This window comes from Streptomyces mutomycini (assembly GCF_001700505.1).
GTDB classification, from domain to species: Bacteria; Actinomycetota; Actinomycetes; order Streptomycetales; family Streptomycetaceae; genus Streptomyces; species Streptomyces mutomycini.
In genome coordinates, this window is record NZ_MAPV01000176.1 from 1 (window position 1) to 21826 (window position 21826).

At 72.6% G+C, this 21826-nt stretch carries 12 protein-coding genes and 1 pseudogene; 6 read left to right on the forward strand and 7 right to left on the reverse strand.

The window, feature by feature from the left end:
* The 5 genes and pseudogenes from BFF76_RS23835 to BFF76_RS23855 form a co-directional block, all read left to right on the forward strand.
* A pseudogene (locus tag BFF76_RS23835) lies at positions 1-508 on the forward strand (FHA domain-containing protein); the annotation flags it as partial.
* 263 nt (positions 509-771) lie between these two features.
* On the forward strand, positions 772-2136 hold the full coding sequence (locus BFF76_RS23840; RefSeq protein WP_031100700.1) for an ABC transporter substrate-binding protein: 1365 nt from the start codon (positions 772-774) through the stop codon (positions 2134-2136).
* A 4-nt stretch (positions 2137-2140) separates the two neighbouring features.
* Positions 2141-3505 carry a carbohydrate ABC transporter permease gene (locus BFF76_RS23845; RefSeq protein ID WP_065849025.1) on the forward strand — a complete coding sequence of 455 codons (1365 nt, stop codon included), beginning with the start codon at positions 2141-2143 and terminating at the stop codon, positions 3503-3505.
* The gene (locus tag BFF76_RS23850) at positions 3502-4407 is read left to right on the forward strand and encodes a carbohydrate ABC transporter permease (protein WP_031100707.1); all 906 of its coding nucleotides are present in this window, start codon (positions 3502-3504) and stop codon (positions 4405-4407) included. The genes BFF76_RS23845 and BFF76_RS23850 overlap by 4 nt, the downstream gene beginning before the upstream one ends.
* 169 nt (positions 4408-4576) lie before the next feature.
* Positions 4577-6811, forward strand: a complete 2235-nt coding sequence (locus BFF76_RS23855; protein WP_053929402.1) for a bifunctional glycosyltransferase/CDP-glycerol:glycerophosphate glycerophosphotransferase — start codon at positions 4577-4579, stop codon at positions 6809-6811.
* A gap of 37 nt (positions 6812-6848) precedes the next feature.
* On the opposite strand, the gene BFF76_RS23860 is transcribed toward BFF76_RS23855, so the two are convergent.
* From BFF76_RS23860 to BFF76_RS23885, 6 genes are all read right to left on the reverse strand, one after another.
* Complete coding sequence (locus BFF76_RS23860; RefSeq protein ID WP_053929401.1) at positions 6849-7997, reverse strand: glycosyltransferase; 1149 nt, start codon at positions 7995-7997, stop codon at positions 6849-6851.
* Positions 7994-10840, reverse strand: coding sequence for a bifunctional glycosyltransferase/CDP-glycerol:glycerophosphate glycerophosphotransferase (locus tag BFF76_RS23865; protein ID WP_053929400.1), 2847 nt, complete (start codon positions 10838-10840; stop codon positions 7994-7996). Before BFF76_RS23865 ends, BFF76_RS23860 begins: the two co-directional genes overlap by 4 nt.
* A complete protein-coding gene (locus tag BFF76_RS23870; protein WP_065849026.1) occupies positions 10837-14289 on the reverse strand; it encodes a bifunctional glycosyltransferase/CDP-glycerol:glycerophosphate glycerophosphotransferase in 3453 nt (1150 codons plus the stop codon). The genes BFF76_RS23865 and BFF76_RS23870 overlap by 4 nt, the downstream gene beginning before the upstream one ends.
* 155 nt (positions 14290-14444) lie before the next feature.
* The gene (locus BFF76_RS23875) at positions 14445-15299 is read right to left on the reverse strand and encodes a TylF/MycF/NovP-related O-methyltransferase (protein ID WP_031100719.1); all 855 of its coding nucleotides are present in this window, start codon (positions 15297-15299) and stop codon (positions 14445-14447) included.
* Between the two features lie 11 nt (positions 15300-15310).
* Positions 15311-16045, reverse strand: coding sequence for a methyltransferase domain-containing protein (locus BFF76_RS23880; RefSeq protein WP_053929398.1), 735 nt, complete (start codon positions 16043-16045; stop codon positions 15311-15313).
* A 73-nt stretch (positions 16046-16118) separates the two neighbouring features.
* Positions 16119-18146, reverse strand: a complete 2028-nt coding sequence (locus tag BFF76_RS23885; RefSeq protein ID WP_065849027.1) for a bifunctional glycosyltransferase/CDP-glycerol:glycerophosphate glycerophosphotransferase — start codon at positions 18144-18146, stop codon at positions 16119-16121.
* Between the two features lie 100 nt (positions 18147-18246).
* Between BFF76_RS23885 and BFF76_RS23890 the strand changes: the two genes are divergently transcribed.
* Positions 18247-21639 carry a bifunctional glycosyltransferase/CDP-glycerol:glycerophosphate glycerophosphotransferase gene (locus BFF76_RS23890; RefSeq protein ID WP_065849028.1) on the forward strand — a complete coding sequence of 1131 codons (3393 nt, stop codon included), beginning with the start codon at positions 18247-18249 and terminating at the stop codon, positions 21637-21639.
* On the opposite strand, the gene BFF76_RS23895 is transcribed toward BFF76_RS23890, so the two are convergent.
* Positions 21629-21826 (reverse strand): TetR/AcrR family transcriptional regulator C-terminal ligand-binding domain-containing protein (locus BFF76_RS23895; protein WP_208604875.1); only part of this gene is annotated, 198 nt, incomplete at its 5' end. The two genes, BFF76_RS23890 and BFF76_RS23895, sit on opposite strands and share 11 nt — an antisense overlap.

Below are 21826 nucleotides of genomic sequence, written 5' to 3' on the forward strand. Positions count from 1 at the left end.
GGTCGTCCTGGCCGACGACTTCGACGCCCTGGTCGCCCCGGCGCTCGGCAGCCCCGGCCGCCCCTCCGCGGGGTCCGTGGTCCGGGTGCTGGAGGCCGTCGCCAGGGACGGCGGGCGCCTCGGCGTGCACCTGGTCGCCACATCCGCCCGCCCGGACCGCACCGAGGACACCGAGCTGGCACGCGGCGCGCGGCTGCGCATCGTGCTCGACCCGCCCGTCGTCCCCCCGTCACCGGACGAGGCCTCGCCGGGCCGGGGACGGCTCGGGCATCCGGACGGACGGGTGACTCCCTTCCAGGGCGGCCGGGTCACCGGCCGTATCCCGCGCACGGCGACCCTGCGCCCCACCGTCGTACCGCTGGAGTGGGAGCGGATGGGAGACCCGCCGACCCGCCGGCCGGTCCGCGAGCTGGGCAACGGACCCACGGACCTTGCCCTGTTGGCCAGCGCCCTGGAGAGGGCGGCCCGTTCGGTGAACGCGGAGCCGCCCCCTCCGCTGATCCCGTAGCCCGCACCGTCCTGCGCCCGGCCCGTACCCCGGGGCCGGCGGACGCGTTGAACGCGTGCCGTCCGCGCCCCGGCACGACGTCACGAGCCCATCACGATCAAGGAGTTGGCGCCCACGGCGGTATTGCTACGGCGGTGCGCCGGGCATAGGACTGTGCGCACGGACGACGTGAACCGCACGATGTGAGACGCGAACGGCTGCAGCGGGAACCCCTGTTGCTTCCGGCCCGTGTCTCATGCGCGCGCAGGAGAGACGGGGCAGGAATGCGCACAACCCTTCGCATGCGTAGGGCCGCACTGGTGTTCACCGCGATCGGGGCGCTGGCCCTCACGGGATGCGGCGACGACGGCGCAGGAAAGGACAAGCCGGGCGACGACGCCGGCAAGGGCAAGGGCAGCGCTCCGAGCGTCACCCTGCCGAAGCTGGACGGCGAGAAGATATCGGTCGCCGCGGTCTGGACCGGACCCGAGCAGGCCAACTTCACCAAGGTCCTCGACGAGTTCGAGGCACGGACGGGTGCCACGGTCACCTTCGTCCCGGCGCAGGACCCGATCGTCAACTTCCTCGGTACGAAGATCGCGGGCGGCCAGCCCCCGGACGTCGCGATGATCCCGCAGGTGGGCGCCATCCAGCAGGCCGTGGCCAAGAAGTGGGCCAAGCCGGTGGGCGCGGAGGCGAAGGCCGAGCTGAGCAAGAACTACTCGAAGGTCTGGCAGGACCTCGGGGCGGTCGACGGCACCCAGTACGGCGTCTACTTCAAGGCCGCCAACAAGTCCCTGATCTGGTACAACACCAAGGCGTTCGAGAACGCGGGCGCGAGCGAGCCGAAGTCCTGGAAGGACTTCCTCGCCACCGCCGAGACGGTCTCCGCCTCCGGTGTCACCCCGGTCTCGGTCGGCGGCGCGGACGGCTGGACGCTCACCGACTGGTTCGAGAACGTGTACCTCTCGCAGGCCGGGCCGGAGAAGTACGACCAGCTGGCCAAGCACGAGATCAAGTGGACGGACCCGTCCGTCAAGGACGCGCTGACCACGCTCGCCCAGCTCTTCGGCAAGCCGGGCCTGATCGCCGGCGGCGCGGACGGGGCTCTGCAGACCGAGTTCCCGGCGTCGGTCACCCAGACGTTCACCGGCGGTGACCAGCCCAAGGGTGCGATGGTCTTCGAGGGCGACTTCGTCTCCATCAACATCGCGCAGACCGAGGCGAAGGTCGGCACGGACGCCAAGGTGTTCCCGTTCCCGGCGGTCGGCGCGGAGTCCCCCGTGGTGACGGGTGGCGACGCGGCCGTGGCGCTCAAGGACAGCAAGGGCGCCCAGGCGCTGCTGACCTGGCTCGCCTCGGTCGACGCGGCGAAGATCTGGGCCGAGGCCGGCGGATTCATCTCGCCCAACAAGTCGCTGGACGCGGCCGCGTACCCGAACGACGTACAGCGCAAGATCGCCGAGGCGCTGATCGCCGCCGGGGACGACGTCCGGTTCGACATGTCCGACCAGGCCCCGCAGTCGTTCGGCGGGACGCCCGGCAAGGGTGAGTGGAAGACGCTCCAGGACTTCCTGAAGAACCCGAAGGACATCGCGGGGGCTCAAGCGAAGCTGGAGTCCGACGCGGCCAAGGCGTACACGAGCTGACGGGATGACCACCAAGACAGTGGGGGGCGCCACCGCGCCCCCCGCCGACAAGCGTCCCGAAACGACGACGCGCACACGCAGGAGTGTGACCGGCACCCGGAGAGCCGTCGCGACGGCCTTCCTGCTGCCGGCCCTGGTACTGCTCGGCTCACTCGTCGTCTATCCGATCGTCTACTCCGTCTACCGCTCGTTCCTCGACCAGTCCGGCACGGGCTTCGCGGGCCTGGACAACTACAAGGCGCTGTTCACGGACGACACCATCCGGACAGCGGTCAGGAACAACGCGGTCTGGGTCGTGTTCGCGCCGACCGTCGCCACCGTGCTGGGACTGATCTTCGCGGTGCTCACCGAGCGGATCCGGTGGGGGACGGCGTTCAAGCTGATCGTCTTCATGCCGATGGCGATCTCCATGCTGGCCGCGGGCATCATCTTCCGGCTCGTCTACGAACAGGCTCCGGAGCGCGGTGTCGCCAACGCCGTGGCGGTGGGGGTGCACGACACGTTCGCCCAGTCGTCCGGCTTCCCCAAGGCGCATCCGCTGCCCGTCCATCCGCTGAAGGCCGGCGGGGGCGGTTCCTTCGTGACGAAGGAGGCCGTGCGGGCCGGTGAGCCGGTGAGCCTGCCGCTGGTCGGTGTGGCCCCGGCGAAGATGCCGGGTGACGCGGAGCCCGCGAAGGCGGCCACCGCCTCCGGCGAGGGGATCACGGGCACCGCCTGGCTCGACTTCACCAAGGGCGGCGGCGGCAAGCCCAACCTCGTCGATCCGAAGGAGCTCGGCCTCAAGGGCATCACCGTCGAGGCGGTGAGGGACGGCAAGGTCGTCGCCACGGCCACGGCGGGCGCGAACGGGGTGTTCACCCTGCCCGCCTCGGCGGACGGGAGCCTGCTGCGGCTCCCGGCGGACAACTTCCGCGAGCCGTACAACGGCGTCGACTGGCTCGGACCCTCCCTCGTGACGCCGGGGATCATCGGCAGCTACGTCTGGATGTGGGCCGGATTCGCGATGGTGCTGATCGCGGCCGGTCTGGCGGGTCTGCCGCGCGAACTCCTCGAAGCGGCACGGGTGGACGGCGCGAACGAGTGGCAGGTGTTCCGCCGGATCACGGTGCCGCTGCTGGCACCCGTGCTCGCGGTGGTCCTGGTCACCTTGATGATCAACGTACTGAAGATCTTCGACCTGGTCTTCATCATCGCGCCGGGCTCCTCGCAGGACGACGCGAACGTCCTGGCCCTCCAGCTGTACCGCTCCTCGTTCGGCACGGACGCGGATCTCGGGATCGGCAGCGCCATCGCCGTACTGCTGTTGCTGCTGGTGATCCCGGTGATGTTGTTCAACATCCGCCGGATGCGGAAGGAGGGGCGCCGGTGAAGACGACCAAGACCGCGCGGGCCGAGCAGGTCCCCCGGGCAGGGAAGGCCGGGCAGTCCCTCGGCGCGCGGATCGCCGCCAGGGCGGGCGGCGGTGCCATGCGGGTCTTCCTCATCCTGGTGGGCCTGTTCTGGCTGATGCCGACCATCGGGCTGCTGCTCTCCTCGCTGCGCGGACCCGAGGACATCGCGGCGACCGGCTGGTGGAAGGTGTTCACCGCGCCCTCCGAGCTCACGTTCGCCAACTACCAGCGCCTGCTGGACAATTCGACCATCACGGACTCCCTGTTCAGCACGGTCCTGATCACCGTCCCGACCACGGTCCTCGTGGTCGTCATCGGTGCGCTCGCCGGCTACGCCTTCGCCTGGATGGAGTTCCCCGGCCGCGACTGGTGGTTCCTGGTGGTCGTGGGACTGCTGGTGGTCCCCGTGCAGGTCGCCCTGATCCCGGTGTCCGAGCTCTTCGGCACCATCGGGATCTTCGAGACGACCTTCGGCGTGATCATGTTCCACACGGCGTTCGGCCTGCCGTTCGCCATCTTCCTGCTGAGGAACTTCTTCGCCGAGATCCCGCGCGAACTGCTGGAGGCCGCACGACTGGACGGTGCGGGCGAGATCCGGCTGTTCACCAGGGTCGTGATGCCCCTCGGCGGTCCCGCGATCGCCTCGCTCGGGATCTTCCAGTTCCTCTGGGTGTGGAACGACATGCTGGTCGCGCTGATCTTCGCGGACTCCGGGTCCCCGCCGATCACCGTGGCCCTGCAGCAGCAGGTGCGGCAGTTCGGCAACAACATCGACGTGCTGGCGCCCGGCGCCTTCGTGTCCATGGTGATTCCGCTGGCGGTGTTCTTCGCCTTCCAGAGGCAGTTCGTCTCCGGGGTGATGGCCGGCGCCGTGAAGTAGGGAAAGCCGGAGCAGCACACACGTTCGTCAACACCGGGGCGGCCCTTTCACTCGTGATCGGGCCGCCCTACCTCGTACTTCCCCCGGATGCCACATCCCGCGTAACCAAGTCACTCCTTCGGCCGTTTGCGGGCCACCTGCCCGCCCGCGAGCGACCCCTGGATGTGTTGTGCCCCGGTTCAGTGTCATCGTGCCCGCGTACCGGGTCCAGGCGTATCTGCACGCATGTCTCGACTCCGTGCTGAACCAGTCCTTCAAGGACTACGAAGTCATCGTGGTCGACGACTGTTCACCGGACGCCTGTGGCCCGATCGCCGATGAGTACGCCGCCCGCGACCCCCGGGTCGGCGCCGTCCACCTGCCGCACAACTCCGGCCTGGGACCCGCCCGCAACGCCGGCGTCGCCAGGGCGACCGGAGACTACCTGCTCTTCCTCGACGCCGACGACACCTTCGCCCCCGAGGCACTCCAGGCGATCGCCGACCGGCTGGAGGCCACCGGCGGCCCCGACGTGCTGGTCTACGACTACGCCCGCACGTACTGGTCGGGCGAGAGCGTGCGCAACACCTTCGCCGAGCACCTCGCCGAGACCGGCCCCGCGTCCTTCCGGCTCGCGGAGCGGCCCGAACTGCTCAAGGTCCTGATGGTCGTCTGGAACAAGGCCTACCGCCGTGAGTTCATCGAGGCCGAGGGCTTCACCTTCCCGCCCGGCTACTACGAGGACACGCCCTGGACCTACCCGGTACTGATGGCCGCCGGGTCGATCGCCGTGCTGGACACCGTCTGCGTGGAGTACCGCCAGCGGCGCCGCGGCAACATCCTCTCCACCACCACCCACCGGCACTTCGACGTCTTCGACCAGTACGACCGCGTCTTCGCCTTCATCGACGCCCGCCCCGAACTCTCCGCCTGGCGCCCGGTGATGTTCCGCCGGATGCTCGACCACTTCTCGACCCTCTTCACCTCCCGGGGCCGGCTGCCGCGCGGGACCCGGGCCCTCTTCTTCCGCCGCGCCCGCGCCCACTGCCGCCGCTACCGCACCCCGGGCACCCCCGTGCCGCACCGTGCCAGGCTGCGGCACGCCCTGTTCCGGCTCGGCGCGCACCGCACCTACCGCGCGCTGTGGGCCGCGCAGCGGCTGGGCGCGAGGCTCAAAGGCGCAGCGGCGGCAACGCACCGGGCGGTACGCGGAGCCGCGCTCCAGCTGCACTACCGCGTCCAGCTGCGCCTGCCCGTCCGGAGCACGGACGCGGTGTTCGCCGCCTACTGGCACCGCGGCTACACCTGCAGCCCCGCGGCGCTGGAGGCCGCCGCCAGAGCCCTCGTACCCGGTCTGCGCACCTCCTGGATCTGCCGCCCGGAGGACGCGCACACGGTGCCGGACGCGACCCGTGTGCTGCACCCGGGGACGGCCGCGTACTGGACGGCTCTGGCACGCTCCAAGTACCTGGTGAACAACGTCAACTTCGACCGCAGACTCGTGAAGAGACGCCGGCAGGTCTTCCTGCAGACCCATCACGGGACCCCTCTGAAGACCATGGGCACGGATCTCGTGCACCGGCCCGCGGCGGCCGGCTCCATGGACTTCGACCAGCTGCTGCGCAACGTCGACAAGTGGGACTTCTCGCTCTCGGCCAACCAGCACTCCACCCTCGTGTGGGAGCGCACCTATCCGTCCGGCTACACCACGCTGGAGTACGGCAGCCCGCGCAACGACGTCTTCCGCCGCACGGGCCCCGAGGAGACGGCGCGGCTGCGCGAGCGCCTGGGCGTCCCCGACGACAGCACCGCCCTGCTGTACGCGCCGACCCACCGCGACTACCGCCGCACCCAGCAGTACTCCCTGGACCTGGAGCAGCTGGTCCGCGTCCTGGGGCCCCGCTTCGTGATCCTGGCGCGCTCCCACTACCTGGACGCGACGGCCCGGGCGACCGCCGGTCACACCCGGCACCCGCGGATCATCGACGTCAGCACCCACCCGTCCGTCGAGGAGCTCTGCCTCGCGTCCGACGCGCTGATCACGGACTACTCGTCGCTGATGTTCGACTACGTCAACCTCGACCGGCCGGTCGTCCTCCACCTGGAGGACGCGCAGGCGTACGAGGGTGCGCGCGGCACGTACTTCGATCCTGCGGCCTTCCCTCCCGGTGCGGTGGCCCGCGACCAGGAGGAACTCCACGAGATCTTCGCCACCGACCACTGGCGCGGGCCCCGGTCCACGCAGCGCCGCACGGCGTTCCGGGCCCGGTTCTGTCCGTACGACGACGGGCACGCGGCGGAGCGGGTGGTGCGCCGGGTCTTCCTGGGCGACACCTCGGGCCTGCCGCTGCCCGTCCCGCTGACGAGCCGCGGGCCGACCGGGGTGCCGCGGCAGGTACCGGTGCGGGAGTACACGAACGGCTGAGGCCCGCGGGGCCCGGGGCGTCGGACGCCCCGGGCCTTCAGCGCTCCAGGAGCGCGAACAGCTCTTCCCAGCGCTCCATGGTCTCCGCCTCGGAGAACCGCTGGACTCCGGTCCGCGCCCGGTCGCCCATCGCGTCCCGCATCCGGGGGTTGCCGGTGAGCCGGAGCAGCCGGTCGGCGAGCGCGCCGATGTCTCCCGCCGGCGCGAGCAGTCCGTCCTCACCGTCGCGCACGATCTCCCGTACGCCCGGCGCGCAGTCGAACGCGGCACACGGCAGCCCGCTCGCCATGGCCTCCAGCAGTGCGAGCGGGAAGCCTTCGCCGCGTGAGGACTGGACGAAGACGGAGGAGGCGGCGAGCGCTCCGGGGACGTCGTCCGTGCGCCCCCGCCAGCGGACCGAGGAGTCGAGCCCGAGCGCGGTGCACCGGGCCCTGAGGTCCGCCTCGTCCTCGCCCGTCCCGTAGACGTCCAGCCGCCAGTCCGGGCGCTGTGGAGCGACCAGCGCCCAGGTGTCCAGGAGCATGTCGATGCCCTTCTGGTCCGTGAGCCGGCCGATGCTCGCCACCGACTTCCCGGAGCGCGGGGAGGGCACGTCGGGCAGCGCGGCCAGGGCGTTGGGCATGGAACCCACGTTGTTCATCCCGTCCCCCGCCCACTTGTCGGCGTCCTCCTCCGTGAGGACGAGCCAGTGGTCGAGCGGCGGGTAGTGGTTCCTGATCCAGCGGTAGCGGTGGCTCGCCCGCGAGTAGTCGTAGGACTCATGGCTCATCCCGATGACCCGCAGACCGCCGGTGTCCGCCTCGCCGACCCACTCCATCGCCCAGACCTGGCTGACGATCACCACCCCGCCGGGCCGGGCGGCGCGGAAGATCTCCGAGAGCCGTTCGACGGCCCGCCGCTTCCGGGCCGCACGGGCGGCCTCGGCGCGCCGGGCGGGAACACGGAAGCGGTCCCGCAGCCCCTTGGGCGCCCAGGGTGTCGGAGGGTGCGACGGATACAGGGCGGTCACCGGGTAGCCGCACGGCTCCGGCAGGGCCATCTTCCGCTCGGCGGCGTGGATACCGACCGTGTGCACCCGGTGCCCGGCCTCCTGGAACAGATGGGCGGTCCGGTGCATCCAGCCGGTGACACCGCCCAATTCGTCGGTGCTGTTGGAGACGATGAAGACATCACGGCTGCGGCTCATCGGCCGGCCTCCCCGGTCGGGACGGTGCGGGACGGTGCGGTGTGCCGGGCGAACACGGTGTCGACGACCGCGCGGGCCGCGTCACCGCGGTCGTAGTGGCCGAACTCGGCCGCGAAGGCAGCCCGTTGCTCCTGGAAGCCGGTGTCCGCGGTCTTCAGCCGGGACAGCACGGCGAACAGCTCCTCCTCGGTCGCCGTCACCGGTCCCGGCGCCTTCTCCCGCAGGTCGAAGTAGCTGCCCCGCTCGGCGGCGTACGCGTCGAGATCGGGGGCGAAGAGGACGATCGGGCGGTCCAGGAGCGCGTAGTCGAACATGATCGACGAGTAGTCGGTGACCAGGACGTCGGTGAGCGCCAGCAGTTCGCTGACGTCGTGGTGGCCCGAGACGTCCACGACCGTCCCGGGCGGGCAGGCGGGCAGACTCGCAGCCTCCAGGTAGTGGGCCCGCACCAGCAGCGTGTACGTGTCTCCGAAGCGTTCCGCGAAGCGCGCCGCGTCCAGCGGGAGCCGCTGCCGCTTGCGCTTGCCCGGCCCGCCCCGGAACGTCGGCGCGTACAGCACGACCTTGCGGTGGTCGGGCAGGCCGAGCACGGCCGCGAGCGGCGGACGCGGCAGCCTGCCCTCCGCCTCGTCCCTGGCACGCGCGGCGAGCAGGACGTCGTTGCGCGGGTACCCGGTGCGCAGCAGCGTCTCCCCGGGCAGCCGGTAGGCGCGGGCCAGGGTGCGCTCGTCGTGCTCGGAGCGTACGAGGAAGTGGTCGAACCGGTTCACCGCCTGCTGGAGCCGCTCGCGCTGCGGGGCGTTCTGCATGCGCACCCGCGTCTCGTCGAAGCCCATGCGTTTGTACGCCGACCCGTGCCAGGTCTGGAGGTAGGTCGTGCCCGAGGGCTTGTCGAGGTGCTGCGGGAACCCCTGGTTGTCGACCCAGTACTCGGCCCGGGCCAGGGCCCACAGATAGCGCCAGGACCAGCGTCGCACCAGTGCGGCGTCCGCCGGGAACCCGTCCGGGGAATCGGCGTACGACCAGACGCAGCGCAGCCGCAGGCCCCGGGCCCGCACCTCCTCGTGGACGGCGCGGGGGCTGTCGCCGTAACAGGTGCCCATGTGGCTCTCGAAGACCACGGAACCCCTGCGCACGGGCAGCCGCAGCAGCCAGGTGCGGTAGACGGAGACCTTGAAGCCCCTGGCGTGCAGCCGGTCCCATCGCCTGCGCAGGGCCCGCGACAGGAGCCTGGCACGGCGTGCGGGGCGGAAGTGGGTGGCGTAGTGGACCAGCCGGCGGGCCGTGCGGGCGGGCCGGCGGCGGGCTTCGAGCCGGAGCGCCAGATGGTCCCGGAGCGTGACGTAGGGCTGCCAGGTGTCCCCGGCCGCCCTGCCCAGCCGCGGCAGGGCGGGCGAAGTGTCCGCCGGTCCGACGAGGTCGTGCGCGGCGAACAGGTCGCTCACCGAGCGGGTCCGGCCGTCCTCCACCACCATCCGCGCGTCCCACACCGTGTCGCGGGGACCCAGGGGGCGCAGCAGCCGGGTGAGGTCGGTGCGGGTGGACCAGCTGATTCCGGTGGCGTCGGGCCGCAGCGTGTCCACCGGAGCGCGGAAGGCGCGGGAGCCGTCACGGACACGGAACTCCAGGTGGGCCGTCAGGGGGCCCTCCGGGTCCGGCCCGGTGTGCGCGGGCAGGACGAGCCTGCCCGCGAGCAGGACCCGGCCGCCACCGGCCTCGTAGCGGGTGAGCCTGTTCATCAGCTTCAGCTCGCCGAACGAGCGGTACTGGTGGCCGAGTCCGGTGACGTCCAGCACGGGATCGGGCCCGCCCTGCCAGTACACCCGCCCGTCGTCCGCCACGGACAGGGGCGCGGCCACGGCCCCCCTCCTGCGCAGCGCGTACGCCGCACTGAGCACCCCGTCCGCGTCGCCCCTCTCCAGCAGCCGTACGCCGACGCGCTCGACGGGGGGAAGGCCGAGCAGGACCGGCTCCGGGACGCAGCCGGGCAGCACCCGGGCCGCCGTCGCCGTGATGCGGTCGCGCTCGGCGGCGGGCAGCTCCGGGAAGGTGCGCACCAGCGGCACGACGGTGTCCAGCAGGAAGGCGCGGTCCCGCTCCTCCCGCAGCTCCGCCAGCCCCTGGGCCACCAGCACATGGCACACGCGCCGGTGCGCCTCCACCACCCCGGCGAGGTCCCGGCCTGCGTCCGGCACCGCCCGCCCGGAGACGATCCGGCGGCGTACGAGTGCGATCCGGCCGACCACGGCCGCCGCCAGCGGGCCGAACAGGACCCCGCTGTGGGTGAGGTCCTCGTCGTAGCGCAGTGCATGCCGCTCCAGCGCCGCCCGCCGCAGGCAGAAGCCGGTCACCAGGGCGTCGTGGACGGCCAGGCCGGGCGCTTCGGTGAAGCGGGCGACCGTGCGGGAGCGGAGGAACAGCGGGTGCTGCCAGGAGGGTTCCCGTTCCTTCGTCCCGTCCCCGGTGAGCCTGCTCCAGCGCCCCGCGACCAGGTCGGCACGGGTGCGTTCGCCGGCCTGCCAGAGGTTGCGGCAGGCGTGCCGCTGGAGGCGTTCGCCGACGTCGAGCACGAGGACGTAGGTGCCGCGCGCCGCGTCGAGGCCGGCGTTGCGCAGCGAGGCGACGGAGTCCGAACCGGGTTGCAGCACAAGGACGTTGTCCGGAGAGCGTCCTTCGAGCGCTCCGGCCGCCTTCCGCAGGGCGGCGGATGCGCCGGCGGGCAGGACGACGAGGGTCTCGACGGCCCGCATGCTCTGGTCGAGCACGGAGGCGACGGACGCCGCCAGTGCCTCCTCGCCGCCCTCGGCGGCGGTGATCACACAGCTGAAGTCGGGGGTGCTCACGCCTGCTCCCCCTTCAGCATCCGGTCCACGACCTGGGCGGCCGCCGTCCCGTCGTCGAGATCGCAGAACGACTCGCGGAAGGCGGCGTACGCCGCACGGTGGCCGGCGGTGGCGGCGTCCGGGTCACGCAGCGCCTCGACGACGGCCGCCGAGTCGGTGATCAGCGGGCCGGGCGCCCGGTTCTCGAAGTCGAAGCAGAAGCCGCGCAGGGTGTCGCGGTAGTGCTCCAGGTCGTAGGTGTGGAAGAGCATCGGCCGGCCCGTCTGTGCGAAGTCGAACATCAGGGACGAGTAGTCCGTGACCAGCACATCGCTGATCAGCATCAGCTCGGCGACATCGGGATGCCGCGACACGTCCCGGACGAAGCCGCTCTCCGGGATGCTCCCGCCCACCAGGTAGTGGCGGCGCACCAGCAGGACGTGGTCGTCACCGAGTGCCTTCCGCGCCTGTTCCAGGTCCAGTTGGAGATCGAGTCCGTACCGCCCGCTCCGCCTGGGCCGGTCCTCGCGCCAGGTAGGGGCGTACAGGACGACCCGCTTGCCGTCGGGCACCGCGAGCGCCTGCCGGACGGCGTCGGCGAGCTTCGCCCGGTCGGGGGCGTACAGCAGGTCGTTGCGCGGATAGCCGCACTCGAGCACTTCTCCCGTGTGGCCGAACGCGCGGCGCAGGACGGGCGTCGAGAAGCGGTTCGGCGAGACGAGCACGCTCCACTGCGCGGCACGCCGTGGCATGGACTCCATGTACGCGGCGTCCGCGAAGGCGGTGCCCGCCAGGTCGCGGCCGATGCGCTTGAGCGGGGTGCCGTGCCAGGTCTGGACGACGAACTGCCCTTCCGACCGCTCGAACCAGTCGGGCAGCTGGGTGTTGGTGACGATCCACCGGCTCCGGGCCAGGGCGTCGTGCCACTCGGCGCTGTGCAGGGCGACGGCGCGGACCCCGGCGGGCACGGCGGCCTGCTGGTCCCGCACCACCCAGAGGTGCTCGACGCCGGTGCCGCGCCGGACCAGCTCCTCGTGGACCGCGCGGGGCGAGTCCGAGTACTGGCGCCCGTCGAAGCTGGAGTACAGCACGGTGTCCCACAGCTCGCGGCCGCGCAGGCTCACATACCGCTCGCGCAGCCGGCGCTGCCCGTACGCCCCCCTGTCGCCCGGCGGCAGGGCACTGCCCGACCGCAGGGAGAGCCGGTCGTGGAAGCGCCTCTCCAGGGTGAAGCCGCGCCCTCCCGACTCGCGGCCCTGCGGGAGGCCCGCGTGCAGCTGGTGGACCACCCGCAGCGGGAGATAGCGCTCCGGGTCGGTCTCTCCCCGCTCCCGCAGGTAGGGGTACCACCGGCCCTCGGCGAGCGGCAGCGTCCCGCCGGCCCCGTCGACGGCCCCGGGAGACAGCGCCGTGCGGAAACCGGCGTCCGCGCCCTCCACGGCGAAGGTGTGTTCCTCCTGGTGTCCGCTGTGGCGCAGGACGAGCTCGACCGGGCGGTCCCGCACGGCCGGGAAGGTCCCCTCCAGCGCCAGGTGTGCGGCGTCCGTCCAGGACACGCGGGTGACCACGGGCCGCACGTCGCGGTCGGTCAGCACCAGGTCCCCGGACGGATTGGCGGCGGCGTAGAGCTCACGGCCACCGGGCAGCGCGTACCGTGCGGCGTCGGTCTCCGGGCGGGCGGCGACCGTCAGCCGGTGCGCGCCGCCGGCCAGCTGGACGCCCCAGTCGCCGTCGGAACCCCGGAAGGTCACCAGCGGCACCTCGGCGACGACGGTACGGCCGTCCGTGCCCTCCTCCGCGGCCAGGGGGAACTCGCGGCTCTCCTTCGTACGCCACTCCTGGATCCGCAGCGCCGTCGGCGCGTCGCCGCCCAGCAGCCGTACCGCGATCCGGATCGCGTCGCCGGTCTCCGTCGGCCCGTGGCCGGCGAGGACGGCGTCCACCCGCTCGGCGCGCAGCTCCAGCTTGTTCCCGGAGAGCAGCGGGACGACCCGGGTGCGCTCGTCGACGTAACGCACGGCGGGCGCTGCCGGATTGCCGAGCAGCCGCATCGGCCCCCGGCGCGGCCGGCCCGCGCCTGCCACGACGGATTCGAGCTTCCACAGGGTCCGGCCACCCCGCGCCGTGGCGCGGGTGACGAGCCGGCGCGGGTCGACGACGGTCTCGAAACCGGACCGTTCGTAGCGGTGCAGCGAGCGGCCCGATCCGGCCGCCGCCTCGTCCGTCACGGTCCTGCGCAGCCGGAGCGGCACCAGCCGTCGGCCCGACCTCAGCCAGCCGGCCCCGGCCGACCCGCCCGGGGCGTTGCGGACGTACGCGTACCCCTTGAGGTGCAGCAGCCCGTCCCGCCAGACGGCCTCGGTGAGATGCGCGTGCACGGGGAGGTCGTCGGCGGACAGTGCGGTGACCTTGCGCGGGAGGGGGCCGTCGACACCCGGGTACTGGGCCCGTGGCCGCAGCCGCCCCCGTACGTGGAAGGTGTCGGGGTCGGCCGACTCGTGGGCCAGGAGCGCAAGCAGCTCAGCCGTCCTGCGCTCCCGGATCAGCTGCCACTTCACCCGCAGATGCAGGGGCAGCGCCGCGAGGACGGCCGGGTCGACCGTGTCGGCGAAGGCGTTGGCGTGGGTGAGGAAGGCCTCGTGGAAGCTCTCGTCGCCGTCCGGGAGCGCCTCGATGAACAGCCACAGGTCTCCGGAGAGCGCGTGCTCGTCGTAACGGCGCTTCCCTTCCGTCATGCCCCGGTCCGCGAGGAACCGGCTGACCGTGGAGACTGCGGTGACCCGGTCGCGGATGCCCCGCGCGACCGCGCGCCGGGTGGTGATCGAGCCGTCGCGGTCCCGCCAGTGGTAGACCGGCTCCTCCACGACGTCGACGCTCCGGGCCAGGAAGTGGGCCGGCAGGACCACGGCGATGTCCTCGTACAGGACGCCCGTCGGGAAGGCGAAGGCGTGCTGGTCCCAGAAGGACCTGCGGAACACCTTGTTGCACGCGATGCGGTCCCCGAGGAGGATCCAGTCGCGGGTGACATGGGTGGCCCGGCGGGCCTTCTCCATCGGCCTGCGGAACATCGGGGACTGTTCGAGCGCGCCGTTCGCCCGGAGCCTGAGGACGTTGCCGGTCGCGAAGTCCGATCCGGAGGAGTCCAGTTCGCCGAGCATCCGGGCGAAGGCCCCGGGCGGCACGACGTCGTCGCTGTCCACGAACGCGAGGAACCCGGCATCCGGGTGCGCCTGTGCGGCCCCCGCGTTGCGTGCGGCCCCGAGTCCGGCGTTCTTCTGCCGGATCAGGCGGAAGCGGGGGTCCTTCCGGGAGAAGTCGAGTGCCACGTCGGCACTGCCGTCCGTCGAACCGTCGTCGACCATGACGACCTCCAGGTCGGCCATGGTCTGCCCGGCCAGTGAGTCCAGGCAGGCTCCGAGGTATTCCTCGACGTTGTAGAGCGGGACGACGACGGTGAGTCGGGGTGCCATGGTGCTGCGCACGATCCTTCCGGACGGATGAACGGACTTCCTGTCTTTCTATGGAACGAGCCCCGTGCCGGGGAGGCACGGGGCTCTCAACGGGGCACTGCCCGCCCGGGGTTCGGCCGGCACTGTCCGCTCCGGATCCGGCCGGCACCGCCCGCTCAGGGTTTGACGGCGATGCGGCCCTCGTCCATGCGCAGCAGCAGGAGCTGCTCGCCGGTCTCCTCCAGGAACTCGTCCACGGCCTGGCGCGACCCCTGCCAGTAGCCGTAGTCGTCGATCAGCAGCACCCCGCCGCTGACCAGGCGCCCGTACAGGTGCTTGAGCTCGTGCTTCGTCGACGCGTACCAGTCGGTGTCCAGCCGGAGGACGGAGATCTGCTCCGGCGCCCGGTCCGGGACGGTGTCCTCGACCTTGCCCCGCACGTAGTGGACGCGGTCCTTCGGATACGGAACCTGCTCGAATCCGGCCTGTACGTCCTCCAGGGAGGCCACAGCCCAGATGGGACGGTCCTTGCCCTGCGCGTCCAGCAGCTCCCGGGCCGGCCTGCCGTCCCGCCGCAGGTCCTCCTCGGTGGGCGGGGTCATGCCCTCGTACGTGTCGAAGAGGTAGAGGTCACGGCCGGTCTCACCGAGCGACAGCAGCGTCCTGGCGCAGGCCTGCATGGAGCCGCCGCGCCAGACACCGCACTCGACGATGTCCCCCGGGATGTCGTGCCGGACGATGTGCCGGGTCGCGAGGACGAAGGCGTTGAGCCGCTCCGGAGAGGTCATCGTGTACGGCTTGACCGCACGGATGATGTCCTTCGCCTCGTCGTCGTAGTCCGCCGGGAACTGCGGCTTCTTCGCCGCCGCCGGCTTCGGCGCTGCCTGCGCCGGCACCGCCGTCCGCGCGGAGGAGCGGGGGGCGGGCAGGGTCGCGCGCCTGAGCTGGTATCCGGTCATGTGCTGAAGGACGCCGTTGACGGCGTTACGCCAAGCCATGGGGCCGGAGAGTACGCGCGTTTTGCGGCTCATGTCACCTTTCGTCAACCTGTAGTTGATGGCGCCGTACGGCTGTCCGGACGCCCGCACCGCTCCCGGCCGTCCAGCGGGCGCGGCAGCGGGACCCGGTCCACTCCGCCGGCCCGGTTGGCCCACCACACCGCCGTCTCCCGCACGACGAGGTCGGCCACCCGGTTCTTCAGCCGGGTCACCGGCCGCCGGTGGGGCTGCGGCCTGCGGAAGACGCCGACGGAGTCGCCCCAGTAGGCGGCCGTGGCGTCGATGGATGCGTAGTCGTGCCAGATGCCCCTGGCCGGCGGGAAGTCCGTGTACGCCTCGCGGAGTTCGAGGCGAGAGTGGGCGGCCATCGCCCGGAAGCCGTCGGGGTAGTAGCGCCAGCAGTCCTGGGCGTCGTGGGCGTGGCCCCGCGAGGGCGCGGTGATGAAGGCGTGGCCGCCGGGCTTGAGCACCCGGGCGATCTCCATCATCGACACCCAGAAGAAGGGGATGTGCTCGAACGCCTGCCCGGACAGCACCACATCTGCGCTGCGCGACTTCGCGGGGATCCGGTACGGCCGGGTCATGACCGCGTCGACGTTCGGCCCGTCGAGGACATCGACGCCGAAGTAGTCGATGTCGTGGGCCGCCAGGAGCCCGCGGTGGGTGCGTTTCTGCTTCCCCGAGATCCGCGAGCCGAGGTCCACCACGCGGTGCCTGCGGGTCTTGGGCAGGTACTCCTCGATGCAGAGCTGCATCTGCTCGTAGGCGGAACGGTGCATGAGCTTCTCCCGACGTGTCCGTATGGCGCGCACTGCCGGGCACAACGACGGCGGGGTGCGGAGGAACCGCCCCTTACGGGTGACCCGGGACCCGGACCGGCGGCACGGGGAAGACCCGCCGCACCACACGCTCCGCCGCGTGCCCGTCGTCGTACGGGCAGAAGCGGCTGCGGAAGGCGCCGCGCAGCGCGTCGGCCTCCGGGGACCGCCAGGCGCCGCTCACCAGGACCCCGAGCAGCTCGTCCTGGGTGGTGGCGACCGCGCCGGGGGTGTCGCCGGGACGGCCGGACAGCAGGTCGATGTACGTGCCGCGGGAGGCGCGGTAGGCGTCCCAGTCGGGCGCGTAGGTGATGATCGGGCGGTCCAGGCAGGCGTAGTCGAACATCAGGGACGAGTAGTCCGTGATCAACGCGTCGGCGGCCAGGAAGAGTTCTTCGACGGCCGGGTGGCCGGTGACGTCGACGACCCGTCCCGCTGCCGCCGTGCCGGCCGAACGCCCGTAGAAGTAGTGGGCGCGCACCAGCAGCACCCAGCCGGGACCCAGTTCCCGGCCGAGGCGCTCCAGATCGAGGCGGGGGACGAAGCCCCTGCGGTAGTCACGGTGGGTCGGCGCGTACAGCAGCACGGTCGATCCGGGCGCGATGCCGAGCTCCGCACGGATCTTGTCGGTCTGCTCCTGAGTGGCGGTGCACAGGACGTCGTTGCGCGGGTAGCCGTACGGCAGTTGTTCGTACGAGGACGGGTAGGCCCGGTCCCAGACCTCGGTGCTGTGCGGGTTGGCGGAGAGGCTGAAGTCCCACTGGTCGGTGTGGGCGACGACGCGTTCGAAGCTGACGCCCCCGGTGAGGGCGGGGTAGGGCAGCTGGTCCAGGCCCATCGTCTTCAGCGGCGTCCCGTGGTGGGTCTGGAGGTAGATCTGGCCGGGCCGTTTGGTGAAGCCGCCGGGGAAGCTGGAGTTGTTGACGAGGTACGTCGCGGTGGCCATGGCCCGCCAGTAGGCGCGGGAGCCCTCGATGACGTACGGCATTCCGGGCGGCATCCGGTCGCGGTGCCGGGAGGAGACGACCCAGACCCCCCGGATGTGCGGGACCAGCTCCCGGGCCTTGGCGTGGACGGCGGCCGGATTGCAGGCGACGCCCCTGTTCCAGTACGCCGCGTAGACAGCGAGGCAGGGGTCCAGCGGCCGGTGCAGGTCGGCGCGGTACAGGGCCCTCATCGCGCGGGCGCGCAGGGACTTCCTGCCCGCGCGCGCGACGGCACGCGCCCGGGTGCGCCCGGCGCGGACCGCCTCCCTGGTCCGGTGCGCGGCGTACCGGCCGGGGAGGCCCGCCGCCCGGAAGAACGCGGCACGGTCGCCCGGGGCGATCCGGCCCGGGTCATGGAGCACGGCGGTCAGGTGGGCGGCGCGCAGGGCGGGGATCCGCGGGTCGCCGCCGGTCTCGGCGGTCAGCCGCTCGTACGCGTCGATGACGGCGAAGTGCGCGCGGCCCGGCGTCGTGGCGGACGTGCCGGTGCGGCGCAGCCGGTGGCGCACGCAGATCCGGTCGAGCGAGGCGAGGGTGCCCGCGTCGGAGGCGAGGAGGGCCGCCCGGTGGACGGGCACGACGTCGTCGTACGGGCCCTCGGTGAAACGCAGTCGGCGGGCGTCCCAGAAGGCACGGCGGTAGAGCTGGTTCCGGGCGGCCGGGAGCTCGTCGTCCGGCTGGGCCGTGCCCCACCAGTCGACCTGGTCGTGGCCGAGGCGCAGCACGTCCGGCCGGTCCTCGGACAGCCGTGCGGTGATCTCCGCCAGCGCTCCGGGGAGGAGCAGGTCGTCCCCGTCGAGGAAGAGCAGATAGGTCCCGCGCGCCGTGGCCGCACCGGCGTTGCGGGCCGCGCCCGTGTCCCAGGGGCCGTCGAGGGTGAGCAGGCGCACCCGGGAGTCTCTGCCGGCGCACTCCCTCGCGATGGCGAGCTCCGGCGCGTCCCGGGAGGCGCCGACTGCGACCAGCTCCAGGCCGGCCGGTCCGCCCTCCGGCTCCGGCTGCTGCGTCACGGACTCCAGGGCCGCCCTCAGATACCCCTGAACGCGGTGGGCGGGCACTACGACACTGAGGAGCATGACAGCCGAGCGTAAGGGGACCCGTCCGGATTGTTTGAGAAATCTTCACCCGTTCGGGTCAGCGGCGTGACCCCGGGCGCTCCGCCGGGTTGAGCCGTGCATGAAGCCACTCCTCAGCGTCGTCGTCCCGGTGCACAACGTCGAGGACTATCTGGAGGAGTGCCTCACCTCGCTGGCGGGACAGTCCCTGAAGGACATCGAGGTGGTGCTCGTCGACGACGGTTCGACGGACGGAAGCCGCCGGATCGCCGAGGACTTCGCCGCCGGGGACGACCGCTTCCGCTGCGTCCACCAGGCCAACGCGGGCCTGAGCGCGGCCCGCAACGCGGGGACCGCCCGCACGACCGCGGGAGTGCCGTACCTGGCGTTCGCCGACAGCGACGACGTCCTCGTGCCCGACGCCTACGAACGGATGCTGGCATCCCTGGAGTCGACCGGCTCCGACCTGGTGACGGGCAACGTGTGGCGGCTCACCGGGCAGGGCAGGCAGCAGGCCTGGCAGTACCGCTGGCTGACCGCCGACCGGCCCCGCACCCACATCACCCGCGATGCCCGGCTGCTGTCCGACCGCGTCGCCTGGAACAAGGTGTTCCGGCGCTCGTTCTGGGACAGGCACGCCTTCTCCTTCCCGGTGGGCAAGCTCTACGAGGACACCCCGGTGATGATCCCGGCGCACTATCTCGCCGGGTCGGTGGACGTACTCCGTGACCACGTCTACTGCTGGCGGGTGCGGGAGGGTTCGATCACCCGGCGGCGCACGGACGTGCGGGGCGTGCGGGACCGGATCGCCGCCTGTGAGCAGGTCAGCGCGTTCCTCGCGGACCGCGGTGCCGGGCAGCGGCTGCGCTACGACACCTCGTGCCTGCGCGACGACTTCGTGTACTTCCTGGAGGGGCTGCCGATGGGCGGCCCCTCCTACCGTTCGGCGTTCATGGCGGACGCGGGCGCCTTCCTCGACCGGGCGGGCGACGCGGCCCTGGCCGGGCTGCCCGCCGAGGCACGCATCCGCTGGCAGCTGGTGCGTGAGCGCCGGACCGACGAGCTGCTGGCCGTCCTCGAGTTCGAACGGGCCAACGGGCCGGGCACGTTCGCCGTCGCGGGCCTCCCGGGGCGGCGGCGGGCCGTGCACCCCGGAGCCGGGGACGGCAGGAGCGTCTCGGCGCGCCTCGGCAAGGGTGATCTGCCCGCCGTGGCACGGCTGGTGGAGTCGTCGTGGGGCGAGGACGGCAGGCTGCGGCTGCGCGGATACGCGTACATCCGCAACCTCCCGGCACGGGTGGCCCGGCAGTCCCTGAAGGCCGGTCTGGTGCGCGAGGCGGCGGGCGGAAGGATGCGGCCCGTGCCGGTGCGCACGGTCCGGACGGACCGGGCCACCGCGGACTCCGGCCAGGAGCTGCACTCCTACGACTACGCGGGCTTCGAGATGGTCCTCGACCCCGGGCGGCTGGGGCCGGGCAACTGGCTGGTGGGCGTGGTGGTGGCCGGACACGGCGTCGTACGACGGGCGGCGCTGCGGGCGGTGGAGGCGTCCGCAGCGCAACCGCTGGTCCACGACCTCGGCGGGGGACGACGCGCGGTGCTGGGCTACCGGGACGGGCGGCTCGAACTGGCCGTGACCCGGCTGTCCGCGGTGGCCACCGGACACGTTCCCGGGCCGGACACCCTGGAGCTGACCGGCCGGCTGTACAGGGGCGCGCGGCCGTCGGCCCTCGTGCTGACCCGCGACGGGGCCGGGGAGCACGTCTTCCCGGTGCGCTTCGACGACGGGGGCGGGGGCGGCTTCAGCGCCCGTGTCCCGCTCGGGGCGCTCACCGCCGGGCCCGCCCCGGTCCGCGACACGGAGCCCGCGCGCCGGTGGCGGGCGGCGCTCCTGACCGACGGCGTCCCCGTGCCGCTCGCCGCGGCTCCGGATCTGCCGCCGCCCGCCTTCGCGGACGCGGCGGGCGCCCTGGTGGTGGAGGTGCCCGGCGGACCACGCGTGGACCTCGCCGGGCGCACGTCCGACGGCGGGCTGCGCATCGCCGGTACGGGCACCGGCGCACTCGTCCTGCGGCACAGCACCCTCGGTGAGACGGTGACCGTCACCGCCGGCCCGGAGGAACCGGCGGGAGGCCGGGAAGCCCGCTTCGCCGCCGTGCTCGCACCGCCGCCCCGCGAAGGCGACTGGGAGGTGTTCCTGGACGGCAGGCCCGTGCGCGTGGGAGGCGCGCTCGCCGCGCTCCTGCCGGTGAGTGCGGCCGGTGCCCGTTTCCGCCTCGACCGCCGCCACGGCGACCGGCTGACCGTGCACTGCGCGCCGGCGCTCCACGACGCGGAGCGAAGCGCGTACCGCCAGGGCCGTCTGCGGACGGCGTACCACCCGGCGCAGCGCCGGCTGCCGCTCCGGGACGCCGTGCTCTACGCAGGAGAGGGCTCCCCGCGTGCCGTGCACGCCGAGCTCGTACGCCGGAACACCGATGCCGAGCACCTCTGGGTCACCGACGGGTCCTCCGGCGCCGCGGCCCGTGTCCCGTCCACCGCCGTCCCCGTCGTGGCGCACAGCACCGCCTGGTACGAGGCGCTGGCCCGGGCCCGCCGGATCGTCGTGGCGGGTCAGCTGCCGGCGTGGTTCGAGCGGCGGCCGGACCAGACGGTCGTGCAGACCTGGCACGGCCCCCCGCTCGGCCGGTTCGGGCTGGACCTCACGGACACCCTGTACGCCGACCACCAGTACCTCGCCACACTGGAGCACCGCTCGGCCCAGTGGTCGGTCCTGGTCTCCCCCGGCGCCTTCGCCACCCCGCACCTCCGCCGCGCCCTGGCCTACCGCGGCGAGGTGCTGGAGGCCGGCTCCCCGGCCGACGACCTGCTGTTCGCACCCGGCCGGGACAAGACGGCCGAGCGGGTACGCCGGCGGCTGGGCGTCCCGGACGGCCACCGAGTGGTGCTGTACGCGCCGACGTACCGCGACCACCTCGCGCACGCGCCGGCCGACGTTCCCTACGGTTCCTCCCCGCTGTACCGCTGGGATCCCGCGCTCGACCTGCCCGCCCTGGCACGGTCCCTGGACGGCCGCACCACCGTGCTGGTCCGCAGGCATCCGAGGGTGACGGGCAGTGTGCCGGCGCACCCGGCCCTGCGTGATGTGTCCACGCACCCGGACGCCACCGAACTCCTCCTGATCGCCGATGTGCTGGTCACCGACTACTCGGGCCTGGCATGCGGCTTCGCGCACACCGGCCGTCCGATGCTCTTCCACACCTACGACCTCGAGCACTACAGGGACACCGTGCGCGGTTTCTGCCTGGACTTCGAGACCCGGGCACCCGGGCCGCTGCTCACCACCACCGAGGAGGTGGCCCAGGCCCTGCGCGCCGCAACTGCGTCGGCGGACCTCCACGCCGACGCGTACGAGAGCTTCCGCCGGGACCACCGCGGTCCCGCCGACGGTGAGGCGGCCCGCCGCGTCGTGGACCGGCTGCTCGACGAGGGACCCCGGTCCGTCAGGTCCTGAGCGCCCGGACCGCCGAGGCAGCGAGGTCGTCCAGGTATCCCTCGGGGAGGTCACCGCGGACCACGACGAGGCGCCAGTACAGCGGTCCGACGATGAGGTCCAGCGCACGGTCCGGATCGCTGCCCTCGGGCAGTTCACCGCGTGCCACCGCCGCCGTGGTCGTACGGGCGGCGGTGGCACGCGGTGA

Coding starts and splice junctions, on each gene's coding strand:
- BFF76_RS23840 (WP_031100700.1), top strand. CDS start 772: ATGCGCACAACCCTTCGCATGCGTAGGGCCGCACTGGTGTTCACCGCG.
- BFF76_RS23845 (WP_065849025.1), top strand. CDS start 2,141: ATGACCACCAAGACAGTGGGGGGCGCCACCGCGCCCCCCGCCGACAAG.
- BFF76_RS23860 (WP_053929401.1), bottom strand. CDS start 7,997: ATGAGCCGCAGCCGTGATGTCTTCATCGTCTCCAACAGCACCGACGAA.
- BFF76_RS23870 (WP_065849026.1), bottom strand. CDS start 14,289: ATGGCACCCCGACTCACCGTCGTCGTCCCGCTCTACAACGTCGAGGAA.
- BFF76_RS23875 (WP_031100719.1), bottom strand. CDS start 15,299: ATGAGCCGCAAAACGCGCGTACTCTCCGGCCCCATGGCTTGGCGTAAC.
- BFF76_RS23880 (WP_053929398.1), bottom strand. CDS start 16,045: ATGCACCGTTCCGCCTACGAGCAGATGCAGCTCTGCATCGAGGAGTAC.
- BFF76_RS23885 (WP_065849027.1), bottom strand. CDS start 18,146: ATGCTCCTCAGTGTCGTAGTGCCCGCCCACCGCGTTCAGGGGTATCTG.
- BFF76_RS23890 (WP_065849028.1), top strand. CDS start 18,247: ATGAAGCCACTCCTCAGCGTCGTCGTCCCGGTGCACAACGTCGAGGAC.